The sequence below is a fragment of the Stenotrophomonas sp. STEN030 genome (genome assembly GCF_056759995.1).
Genome location: NZ_JBRREB010000039.1, coordinates 32,228 through 43,661, shown reverse-complemented (window position 1 = coordinate 43,661; position 11,434 = coordinate 32,228). Strand labels below are relative to the sequence as shown.

General features: G+C 63.4%; 8 protein-coding genes and 1 pseudogene. 7 read left to right on the top strand and 2 right to left on the bottom strand.

The window, feature by feature from the left end; genetic code table 11:
• Nucleotides 1-117: 117 nt before the first annotated feature.
• On the bottom strand, nt 118-1,332 hold the full coding sequence (gene kbl / locus ACVOLR_RS14135; RefSeq protein WP_481536985.1) for a glycine C-acetyltransferase: 1,215 nt from the start codon (nt 1,330-1,332) through the stop codon (nt 118-120).
• A 161-nt stretch (nt 1,333-1,493) separates the two neighbouring features.
• Between kbl and ACVOLR_RS14130 the strand changes: the two genes are divergently transcribed.
• The 6 genes and pseudogenes from ACVOLR_RS14130 (at nt 1,494) to ACVOLR_RS14105 (ending at nt 7,666) form a co-directional block, all read left to right on the top strand.
• Entirely contained in the window at nt 1,494-2,921 is a 1,428-nt protein-coding gene (locus tag ACVOLR_RS14130; RefSeq protein ID WP_481536984.1) for an OprO/OprP family phosphate-selective porin, read from the top strand.
• A gap of 12 nt (nt 2,922-2,933) precedes the next feature.
• A complete protein-coding gene (locus ACVOLR_RS14125; RefSeq protein WP_481536983.1) occupies nt 2,934-3,956 on the top strand; it encodes a sulfate ABC transporter substrate-binding protein in 1,023 nt (340 codons plus the stop codon).
• Between the two features lie 36 nt (nt 3,957-3,992).
• Complete coding sequence (gene cysT / locus ACVOLR_RS14120; RefSeq protein ID WP_481536982.1) at nt 3,993-4,817, top strand: sulfate ABC transporter permease subunit CysT; 825 nt, start codon at nt 3,993-3,995, stop codon at nt 4,815-4,817.
• A gap of 68 nt (nt 4,818-4,885) precedes the next feature.
• A pseudogene (gene cysW, locus ACVOLR_RS14115) lies at nt 4,886-5,755 on the top strand (sulfate ABC transporter permease subunit CysW); the annotation flags it as partial.
• 7 nt (nt 5,756-5,762) lie between these two features.
• Nucleotides 5,763-6,806 carry a sulfate/molybdate ABC transporter ATP-binding protein gene (locus ACVOLR_RS14110; protein ID WP_481536981.1) on the top strand — a complete coding sequence of 348 codons (1,044 nt, stop codon included), beginning with the start codon at nt 5,763-5,765 and terminating at the stop codon, nt 6,804-6,806.
• A 110-nt stretch (nt 6,807-6,916) separates the two neighbouring features.
• Entirely contained in the window at nt 6,917-7,666 is a 750-nt protein-coding gene (locus tag ACVOLR_RS14105) for a TorF family putative porin (RefSeq protein ID WP_481536980.1), read from the top strand.
• Between the two features lie 231 nt (nt 7,667-7,897).
• Here the strand turns inward: ACVOLR_RS14105 and tdh are convergent, their stop codons facing one another.
• A complete protein-coding gene (tdh, locus tag ACVOLR_RS14100) occupies nt 7,898-8,932 on the bottom strand; it encodes an L-threonine 3-dehydrogenase (RefSeq protein ID WP_346501007.1) in 1,035 nt (344 codons plus the stop codon).
• Between the two features lie 135 nt (nt 8,933-9,067).
• Here tdh and ACVOLR_RS14095 point away from each other — a divergent pair, with 135 nt between their 5' ends.
• On the top strand, nt 9,068-11,233 hold the full coding sequence (locus ACVOLR_RS14095; protein WP_481536979.1) for a S46 family peptidase: 2,166 nt from the start codon (nt 9,068-9,070) through the stop codon (nt 11,231-11,233).
• Nucleotides 11,234-11,434: the final 201 nt, after the last annotated feature.

Genomic DNA, 11,434 nt, shown 5'->3' with positions numbered 1-11,434 from the left:
TGCTCGGCAAGGGGCTTTACCGGTAAGGCCTCTGCCGAGCATGGCTCGGCACTACAGGACGAAAAAAACAGGCGCCTTTCGGCGCCTGCTTTGTTTTCAAGCCAAGGGTCGCAACACTCAGCCCTTGATCACGCCCAGCTCCAGACCAATCCGGGTGAAGGCATCGATCGCGCGGTCCAGATGCGCGCGGCTATGTGCGGCGCTGATCTGGGTGCGGATGCGGGCCTGGCCCTTGGGCACTACCGGGAAGAAGAAGCCGATCGCATAGATGCCTTCTTCCAGCAGACGCTGGGCGAACTTCTGCGCCAGCGGTGCGTCGTACAGCATCACCGGGCTGATCGGATGCACGCCCGGCTTCACGTCGAAACCGGCGGCGGTCATCTTTTCGCGGAAGTAAACGGTGTTCTCGCGCAGCGTTTCACGCAGGTCATCGGCGGCAGCCAACATCTCGAACGCCTTGATGCCGGCAGCAACCACATGCGGCGGCAGCGAGTTGGAGAACAGGTAGGGACGCGAGCGCTGACGCAGCAGTTCGATGACCTCGGCGCTGGCGCAGGTGAAGCCGCCCAACGCGCCGCCCATGGCCTTGCCCAGGGTGCCGGTGATGATGTCGATCTTGTCGAGCGCGCCCTTCACTTCGGCCGAACCGCGGCCAGTGGCACCGAGGAAGCCGGTGGCATGGCATTCGTCGATATGCACCAGTGCGCCGTACTTCTTGGCCAGCGCGGTGATCTCATCGAGCGGAGCGATGAAGCCGTCCATCGAGAACACGCCGTCAGTGGTGATCAGCTTGGTCTTGCAGCCAGCGGCATCAGCGGCCTGCAGCTGCGCTTCCAGATCGGCCATGTCGCAGTTGGCGTAGCGGAAACGCTTGGCCTTGCACAGGCGCACGCCATCGATGATGGAGGCGTGGTTCAGCGCGTCGGAAATGATCGCGTCGTTCTCGCCCAGCAGTGGCTCGAACAGGCCGCCGTTGGCGTCGAAGCAAGCGGCGTAGAGGATGGTGTCGTCCTTGCCGAAGAACTCGGCAATCTGCTTTTCCAGCTGCTTGTGCAGGTCCTGGGTGCCGCAGATGAAGCGCACCGAGGCCATGCCGAAGCCGTGGCTGTCCAGCGCGTCCTTGGCCGCCTGGATCAGGTCCGGGTGGTCGGCCAGGCCCAGGTAGTTGTTGGCACAGAAGTTCAGCACCGTGCGGCCGTCGTCGAGGGTGATCTCGGCCGACTGCGGGCTGGTGATGATGCGTTCGGACTTGAACAGCCCCTGCGCGCGGATGGCGTCCAGTTCCTCGGCGTAGTGCCGGGTCAGCGGGGAGATGTTCGCGGTTTCGGTCATGGCAGGGTCTTGCGGTCAAGTGGAACGCCAATTTTAGCCTTCCCCGTGTCCCGGCGTTGTCGTCATGCACAAAGGATATAAGCGCGGCGGCCTAAGTCATTTCTCGGTAACGGGTGTGCACCCGCAGCATCGACTGCACACCCACCCACCAGGAGACGCCGATGACCTTCACACGCCCCCCATTCACCCTGCCATCCAGGAAGCTGTTGTCCCTCAGCCTGGCCCTGGCGGCGTGTGGGGCGGGGTCATCGGCGCAGGCGCAGCAACTCACCGTGGAGCAGTTGCAGGACCGCCTGCAGCGACTGGAGCGGCTGGCCGGCGTCAGTGATGGCGCAAGCGAAGGCGTAGGCCTGGCCGATCTGGACCAGCGCCTGCGCATCCTCGAGCGTCGTCTTGAGCTGGCGGAAGAAGAACGGGTTGCCGCCGCCAAGAGCGCACCGAAGATCGCCATCGACCAGAAGGGTGCTTCGTTCAAATCCGGCGACGGCAACTATGAGCTGAAGCTGCGCGGTCTGCTGCAGGGCGATGCACGCGTGTTCCTCGGCGGCGATGCCAACCAGAACGACACCTTCCTGCTGCGCACCGCCCGACCCACCCTGGAAGGCTCGCTGGGCAAGCTGGTCGCCTATCGCTTCACCCCGGAGTTTGCAGGTGACAGCGCGAGCATCGTCGATGCCTACGCCGATCTGCGTTTCGATCCTGCCTACACGGTACGCGTCGGCAAGTTCACCTCGCCGGTCGGTCTGGAACGGCTGCAGTCATCCTCGGCACTGGTCGATGTGGAGCGCGCGCTGGCCAGCGAATTGGCGCCGAACCGCGACCTCGGCGTGCAGCTGCAGGGCGAAGTGGCCAAGGGCAAGTTCAGCTATGCGCTGGGCGTGTTCAACGGCACCGTTGATGGCCGTGATGCGGTTACCAGCAATCCGGATGACGACTTCGAATATGCAGGGCGTGTGTTCTTCGAGCCGCTCAAGGGCAGTGACAGCGCATGGGCAGGTCTGGGCTTCGGCCTCGGCGCAAGCACTGGCGAAAAGCATGGTAGCGGCAACAATTATCTGCCGCGCTATCGCACGCCCGGCCAGGCCCCGTTCTTTGCTTACCGCAGCGCAGTGGTAGCCGATGGCGAACATCGCCGCTGGTCGCCGCAGGGCTGGTTCTACCGCAATGGATTGGGCCTGCAGGCTGAGTACATCGCTTCGGAACAGGAGGTTGCACGCAACGGGATCCGCAAGCGCTTGGACAACCGCGCCTGGCAGGCCACCGCCAGCTATGTGCTGACCGGTGAGGATGCGAGCTATCGCGGTGTCACGCCTTCGCGCCCGTTTGGCGCAAACGGTGGGCACGGCGCGGTGGAGCTGACCGCGCGTTACGGCGAACTGCAGATCGATGATGCGGCATTCCCGTTCTATGCCGATCCGGCCGTGTCGGCTTCACAGGTTCGCTCGTGGACGGTGGGTGCCAACTGGTACCTGACCGCCAACCTCAAGCTGGCGACCAATTATCTGCATAGCAGTTTTGATGCGGCTTCCGCTGGCGCGAAGTTGCCTGATGAAAAAGCTGTTTTCTCGCGCCTGCAAGTTTCCTTCTGACGGAGAGCCCTGATGACCCATTCCTATGTATCTCGCCTTGCCACAGCAGCACTGGCGTTCGCCCTGACCTTGAGTGCCGGCGCCGCGTTTGCGCGTGATGTGCAACTGCTCAATGTTTCCTATGACCCGACCCGCGAGCTGTACCGCGATTTCAACGCTGCGTTCGCCAAGCATTGGAAGGAAACCAAGGGCGACAACGTCACCATCGAAACCTCGCACGGAGGCTCCGGTAAGCAGGCGCGCACGGTGATCGATGGTATTGAAGCCGACGTGGTCACGTTGGCCCTTGCCTATGACGTGGATGCGATCGCCGACAAGGCCAAGCTGCTGCCGGCCAACTGGGAAAGCCGCCTGCCGGAAAACAGCGCGCCCTACACTTCGACGATTGTGTTCCTGGTGCGCAAGGGCAATCCCAAGGGCATCCGCGATTGGCCGGACCTGCTGCGCAGCGGCGTATCGGTGGTGACGCCGAACCCGAAGACCTCCGGCGGTGCACGCTGGAACTATCTCGCAGCCTGGGCGTACGCCGATCACATCTTCAAAGGTGACCGCGACAAGATCCTGAACTACATGCGCGCGTTGTTCCGCAATGTGCCGGTGCTTGATACCGGTGCGCGTGGTGCCACGACTACCTTTGTCCAGCGCGGTATTGGTGATGTCCTGCTGGCCTGGGAAAACGAAGCCTTCCTCGCCCAGGAAGAACTGGGTCCGGACAAGTTCGAGATCGTGGTGCCCAAGCTGTCGATCCTGGCCGAGCCATCGGTAGCGTTGCTGGATCGCAACGTCGACCGTCATGGCACCCGCGATGTAGCCCAGGCCTATCTGCAATACCTGTACTCGCCGGAAGGCCAGCGCATCGCCGCGCGTCATTACTACCGCCCGCGTTCGCCGCAATACGCGGCACCGGCCGATGTGGCGCGCTTCCCGCAGGTGCAGTTGGTGACCATCCGCAGCGCCTTCGGTTCGTGGGGCAGGGCGCAGGCCGAGCACTTCGCCGATGGCGGCGTCTTCGATCAGATCCAAGCGAGCAAGTAGACCGTGTCAGCAACAGCACAAACACTGCAAACACGTGTGCGAAGCCAACGCCGGGTACTCCCCGGCTTTGGTCTTGGTATGGGCATCACCTTGTTCTGGCTGGGGCTGATCGTCCTGATCCCGCTGCTGGGCGTGTTCCTGAAAGCGGCAGGGTTGGGACTGGGCGGCATCTGGCAGATATGGACCGAGCCGCGGGTGCTCGCCGCGCTGCGGCTGAGCTTCGGTACCGCCTTCGCGGCGGCCGCGTTCAATACGGTGATGGGTACGTGGGTAGCGTGGGTGTTCGTGCGCTACAACTTCCCCGGCCGGCGCCTGTTCGACGCGATGATCGATCTGCCGTTCGCCTTGCCCACCGCCGTGGCCGGCATTGCCTTGACTGCGTTGTATGGCGGCCAGGGTTGGATAGGGCAATGGCTGGAGCCGTTGGGTATCAAAGTGGCGTACACGCCGCTGGGCATCGTGGTGGCGCTGGTGTTTGTCGGCCTGCCATTCGTGGTGCGCATCGTGCAGCCGGTATTGGCCGAAGCCGAGCGCGAGTACGAGGAGGCCTCGGCCACACTCGGTGCAACGCGCTTCCAGACCATCGTGCGGGTAGTGCTGCCGAGCCTGTGGCCGGCGATGTTGACCGGCTTTGCGCTGGCCTTCGCGCGTGGCGTAGGTGAGTACGGCTCAGTGATCTTCATCGCCGGCAACATGCCCAGCGTCACCGAGATCGCGCCGCTGCTGATCACCATTCGACTGGAGGAGTTCGACTACGCCGGCGCCACCGCGATTGCGGGGGCGATGTTGCTGCTGTCGTTCGTGCTGCTACTTCTGGTCAATACCTTGCAGGCGCGCCTGCAACGCAGGGGCGCGCGATGAACGAGTTGTTGTCGGAGTTGTCGGTGAGCATGGACCGTAGTGAGCGTGTGGCCAAGCCGCAGCAGGTGACCAGCGAACCGCGCTGGGTACAGGTGCTGCTGATTCTTGGTGCGTTGGGTTTTCTGCTGTCGTTCCTGTTGCTGCCGCTGGTGCTGGTATTTGTCGAGGCGTTGCGTGGTGGTGTGCTGGCGTTCTGGAATGCGATCAGTGATCCGGATGCCTTGTCGGCGATTCGCCTGACCTTGTTGGTAACGGCAATAGTCGTGCCGCTGAATCTTGTCTTCGGCGTCGCTGCGGCCTGGGTGGTGAGCAAGCACAGCTTCCCGGGCAAACGCTGGCTGGTGACCCTGATCGACCTGCCGTTCTCGGTATCGCCGGTGGTAGCAGGTCTGGTCTTCATCCTGTTGTTCGGCCGCGATGGTTGGTTCTGGCCGATGATCGAAGACGGGGTGCGCCTGCACCTGCCGGTGCTGGGCGAGACCCTGCTGCAGCTGCCACGCATCGTGTTTGCGATACCCGGCATCGTGCTGGCCACGGTGTTCGTCACCTTCCCCTTCATTGCCCGCGAACTGATGCCCTTGATGGAGCAGCAGGGCAGTGATGAAGAACTGGCAGCGCTGACCCTGGGTGCCAATGCCTGGCAGATGTTCTGGAAGGTGACCTTGCCGAACATCCGCTGGGGCCTGCTGTACGGCGTGCTGTTGTGCAGCGCGCGGGCGATGGGTGAGTTCGGTGCGGTGTCGGTGGTATCCGGGCATATCCGCGGGCGCACCAATACGCTGCCGCTGCACGTTGAAATTCTCTACAACGAATACGCCTACAGCGCTGCGTTTGCCTGCGCCTCGCTGCTGGCCGCCACCGCCTTGCTGACGCTGGTGGTGAAATCATTCCTGGAGTGGCGCCACGGTCAATCGCTGGCCGCCGCCCATCGTCATTGAGGTCGCAATGAACATCCGCATACACAACCTGGGCAAGCAGTACGGCACGTTCCCGGCGCTGGACGGCGTCAGTCTGGATATCCGCAGTGGTGAGCTGCTGGCGCTGCTGGGGCCATCGGGCTCGGGCAAGACCACCTTGCTGCGCGCACTGGCCGGCTTGGAACATCCCGAGCGTGGCGAAATCCTGTTCGATGGCGAGGATGCCACCGGCTTGAGCGTGCAGGCGCGCCGCGCTGGCTTCGTGTTCCAGCACTACGCCTTGTTCAAGCATCTGGACGTGCGCCGCAATATCGCCTTCGGGCTGGAAGTACGACGCGGTGCCGAGCGTTGGCCGAAGGCACGCATCGACGCCAAGGTTGATGAGTTGCTGGCGCTGGTACAGCTTGATGGGCTGGGCGGGCGCTACCCGGCGCAGCTGTCCGGTGGTCAACGGCAGCGGGTGGCACTGGCCCGCGCGCTGGCCATCGAGCCGCGTGTACTGCTGCTGGACGAACCGTTTGGTGCGCTGGATGCACAGGTGCGGCGTGACCTGCGGCGTTGGCTGCGCGAACTGCACGACCGCACCGGGCTGACCACGGTATTCGTCACCCACGATCAGGAAGAGGCGCTGGAGCTGGCCGACCGTGTCGCCATCCTCAACCGTGGCCGCATCGAGCAGGTGGGTACACCTGGCGAGGTTTATGACCAGCCGGCTTCGCCGTTCGTCTATGGCTTCGTCGGTGAGGCCAACCGGCTGCCGGCGCGCGCGCAGGGCCAGACGCTGGAAGTGGCCGGGGCACAGTGGCCGCGCACCAGCTCAGTGCCGGAGGGCGAGGCGCTGGAGGTATTCGTGCGGCCGGAGGATCTGCTGGTCGAGGCCGATGGCCATTGGCAGGCGACGGTCGGGCTGGTGCAGCGCAGTGGCCCGCGCCAGCGTCTGCGCGCGCGCCTGGCTGGCGCAACTACCGAGCTGGAAGTGGAGTTACCAGCCGATGCGCCGGCTTATTCGGCGGGTCAGTCAATCCGGCTGGGAGCCCGTCGTTACGGGGTATTTCCTTTGGCTGAACGTTGATTTGAGACGAATCCGGGGCACGTGGATGTTGCATCGCAATATCATTGCGGTTAAAAATTTGTGAACCGCTGCCGCTCGGGCATCGGCTCCCCCACACCCTGGAGATTCGCATGATGCACAGCAAGCGTCTTGTCGCCGTGGCCTGCGCCGCCCTGTTGTCCGTTCCGTTTGCCGTCAGTGCCCAGGAGAGTGAGGAGTCCACCTCTCCGTTCAGCGCCAGCTTCGGCGTGACCACCGATTACGTGTTCCGTGGTGTGTCGCAGACCGACAATGAGCCGGCTTTCCAGGCGGGCGCCACTTACACCGCACCGTTCGGCCTGTATGCCACCGTGTGGGGCTCGAATGTTGATTTCGGCGAAGGCGGCCCGAACTTCGAGGTCGATTACAACATCGGCTGGAGCAAGGACCTGTCCGACAGCTGGAACCTGGATCTGGGCGTGAACCGCTACACCTACACCAGCGCCTCCAGCGACTACGGTGACATCGATTACAACGAATACCTGGCCAAGGTGACCTGGACCGGCCCGGTGGTCGTCAGCGGCCTGCTGGGTTATGCCGACGATTACAGCAACAGCGGCGCCGAGCAGATCTACGCCGGCCTGGATGCCAGCTACGAGATCGGCCACGGTTTCTCGGTCGGCGCATCGGCCGGTTACACCACGATCAAGGCTGACGCAAACGAATGGCCGCGCCGTTCGGATTACTTCGATGGTTCGGTGTCGGTGTCCAAGGGTTTCGGCCCGGCGACCGCAACCCTGGGTTACTACGACACCTTCGGTTCGGATGCTGCCGACCTGCGTCGCGGCTCGGACACCTACAAGCCGGGCGTGGTGTTCAGCGTCTCGGTCGACGTGCCCTGATCCAGATGTGATCGATGCAACGGAAAAGGCGCCGAAAGGCGCCTTTTTTTTGCCCGGGGTGTTTTTGTGGGAGCGGCGTAAGCCGCGAAGCTGATGGTCTATCAGGTCGCCAGCACGCCCGGTACTCTATTGCGCCCAGCTTCGCGGCTTACGCCGCTCCCACAAACCCCACTGTCCCGCATATAGGCAAAAGGCGCCTTGCGGCGCCTTTCGTTTGTCACCCGACGGTGATCAGTTCCAGCTCAGCACGACCTTGCCTGCCTTGCCCTGTTCCATCAGGTCGAAACCTTCCTGGAAGCGGTCAACCGGCAACTGGTGGGTCATCACCTTGCCCAGCGGGAAACCGCCCAGCACCAGCTGGGTCATCTTGTACCAGGTCTCGTACATCTTGCGGCCGTAAATGCCCTGCACGGTCAAGCCCTTGAAGATGATCTTGTCCCAGTCGCAACCGGCGCCGCGCGGCATGATTCCGAGCATGGCGATCTTGCCGCCGTGGTACATGCAATCGAGCATGTCGTTGAACGCGCGCGGGTTGCCGCTCATTTCCAGGCCCACGTCGAAGCCTTCCATGTGCAGCTCGGCCATCACGTCCTTCAGCGACTGGTTGGCGACGTTGACCACGCGCGTGGCGCCCATGTCGGCAGCCAGCTTCAGGCGGAAATCATTGACGTCGGTGACCACCACATTGCGCGCACCGATGTGCTTGCAGATGCCGGCAGCAATGATGCCGATCGGACCGGCGCCGGTGATCAGCACGTCTTCGCCGATCACGTCGAACTCCAGCGCGCAATGCGCGGCGTTGCCGTAAGGGTCGAAGAACGCAGCCAGCTCGGACGGGATCTGGTCCGGGATCGGCCACAGGTTGGTGGCCGGCATCACCATGTATTCGGCGAAGGCGCCGTTGACGTTGACGCCGATGCCGACGGTGTTCGGGCACAGGTGCTGGCGGCCGCCGCGGCAGTTGCGGCAATGACCGCAGACGATGTGGCCTTCGGCCGAGACGCGCTGGCCGATTTCATAGCCGGTCACGCCCGGGCCGATCTCGGCGATGCGGCCGACAAACTCGTGGCCGATGGTCAGACCCGGCTTGATGGTGCGCTGGCTCCACTCGTCCCACAGGTAGATGTGCAGGTCGGTGCCGCAGATGGCGGTCTTTTCCAGCTTGATCAGCACCTGGTTCGGGCCCGGCGTAGGCACCGGCACCTCTTCCATCCAGATGCCCTTGGTCGCTTCGCGCTTCACCAGCGCCTTCATCGTCTGTGCCATTGCAGGAGACCGCAGTGTGAGGAAAGAGGGCGATTATAAGCTTTCAGCCGTAACCGCCCGGTACTGACCGATGACAGGGGCGGTGGACAGTTGCAGCCGCTACAATCGGCCGTTCCAAACTTTCGGTATTGCCATATGCGCCTGAATTTTCTTGCGTTTTCCATCATTGCGGGCCTGGGCCTGGCCCAAACCGCGCAGGCTGCCGAAGGCATGTGGGTGCCGCAGCAGCTGCCAGAAATTGCCGGCCCGCTGAAGCAGGCGGGTCTGAAGCTGGACCCGCAGCAGCTGGCCAACCTGACCGGCGACCCGATGGGCGCGGTGGTTGCGCTGGGCGGCTGCACCGCCAGCTTCGTGTCGCCGCAGGGCCTGGTGGTGACCAACCACCATTGCGCCTACGGCTCGATCCAGCTGAACTCCACCGCCGAGAAGAATCTGATCAAGGACGGCTTCAACGCGCCGACCCTGAAGGACGAACTGAGCGCTGGCCCGAACGCCCGCATCTACGTGTTGGACGACATCACCGACGTCACCGCACAGGCCAAGGCCGCCATCGCTGGCGCCGGCAACGACCCGCTCAAGCGCACCCAGGCGCTGGAGGCCTTCGAGAAGCAGGCCATCGCCGCCTGCGAAACCGATGACGCCTACAGCTGCACCCTGTACAGCTTCTCTGGCGGCAACACCTACCGCCTGTTCAAGAACATGGAAATCAAGGACGTGCGCCTGGCCTATGCGCCCCCGGGCAGCGTCGGCAAGTTCGGCGGTGACGTCGACAACTGGATGTGGCCGCGCCACACCGGCGATTTCTCGTTCTACCGCGCCTACGTCGGCAAGGACGGCAAGCCGGCCGCATTCGCCGCCGACAACGTGCCGTACCAGCCCAAGCATTGGCTGAAGCTGGCCAACCAGCCGCTGGGCGAGGGTGATTTCGTGATGGTGGCCGGTTACCCGGGCCGCACCGACCGCTATGCGCTGGTCAGCGAGTTCGAGAACACCGCCACCTGGACCTACCCGTCGATCGCCAAGGCCTACAAGGACCAGATCGCGATGGTCGAAGCGGCCAGCAAGGACAACCAGGACATCGCGGTCAAGTACGCGTCCAACATGGCCAGCTGGAACAACACCAGCAAGAACTACGACGGCCAGCTGGACGGCTTCAAGCGCAACAACGTGCTCGGCCAGAAGCAGGCTGCAGAAACCGCGGTGCTGGAATGGCTGCGTGGGCAGGGCGCTGCCGGCAAGCCGGCGCTGGATGCCTTCGCACAGCTGCAGACGCTGGGCCAGCAGTCACGCATGAACCAGGCGCGCGACCTGAACCTGGCCATGCTCAACCGCACCGGCACCCTCGGCACTGCCGTGCGCCTGTACCGCCTGGCCATTGAAAAGGCCAAGCCGGACGCACAGCGCGAAGAGGGTTACCAGGAACGCGACCTGCCGACCATCGAAGGCGGGCTGAAGCAGATGGACCGTCGCTACGTGCCAGCCATGGACCGTCAGTTCCAGCAGTACTGGCTGCAGCAGTACGTACAGCTGCCGGCCGGCCAGCACCTGTCGGCGTTCGACAAGTGGATCGGCGGCGTTGATGCCAAGGCGGTTGATGCAACGGTTGCGCGTCTGGATGGCTCCAAGCTGGGCAGCCTGGATGAGCGCCTGAAGTGGTTCGGTGCCGACAAGGCTGCATTCGAAGCCAGCAATGATCCGGCCATCCAGTACGCGGTGGCAGTGATGCCGGCACTGCTGGAACTTGAGCACCAGCGCAAGTTGCGCATGGGCGAGGAACTGGTGGCACGTCCGCTGTTCCTGCAGGCCATTGCCGACTACAAGAAGACCAAGGGTGAGTTCGTTTATCCGGACGCCAACCTGTCGTTGCGCATCACCTTCGGCAACGTGAAGGGTTACACCGGCCTGGACGGCAAGGTGCAGCCGGCCTTCACCGACCTGGAAGGCATCGTCGCCAAGGAAACCGGCAAGGACCCGTTCGATTCGCCGCAGGCGCTGATCGATGCGGTCAAGGCCAAGCGTTACGGCGGTTTCGAGGACAAGCGTATCGGCAGCGTGCCGGTGAACTTCCTGTCCGACCTGGACATCACCGGCGGCAACTCCGGCTCGCCGGTGCTTGACGCACACGGTCGCCTCGTTGGCCTGGCGTTTGACGGCATCTGGGAATCGGTCGCCAGCAACTGGGTGTTCGACCCGGTGATGACTCGCATGATCTCGGTGGACGAGCGTTACATGCGCTGGATCATGCAGGAAGTGGCGCCGGCGCCGCAGCTGCTGAAGGAAATGGACGCCGCCTCGAAGTAAGTTCGAGTTGCGTGGTTCAAGTAAAAGCCCGGACGGGAAACCGTCCGGGCTTTTGTTTTGCGCGCAGCGCGAAGCTTTGTAGGAGCGGCGTAAGCCGCGAAGCCGATAGCATTGAAATCGCCCGTATGCGCGTTAGCTGTTGCAGCAGTGGCTTCGCGGATGACGCCGCTCCTACGTGGGATACCGGGAAAGCCCCTGCCG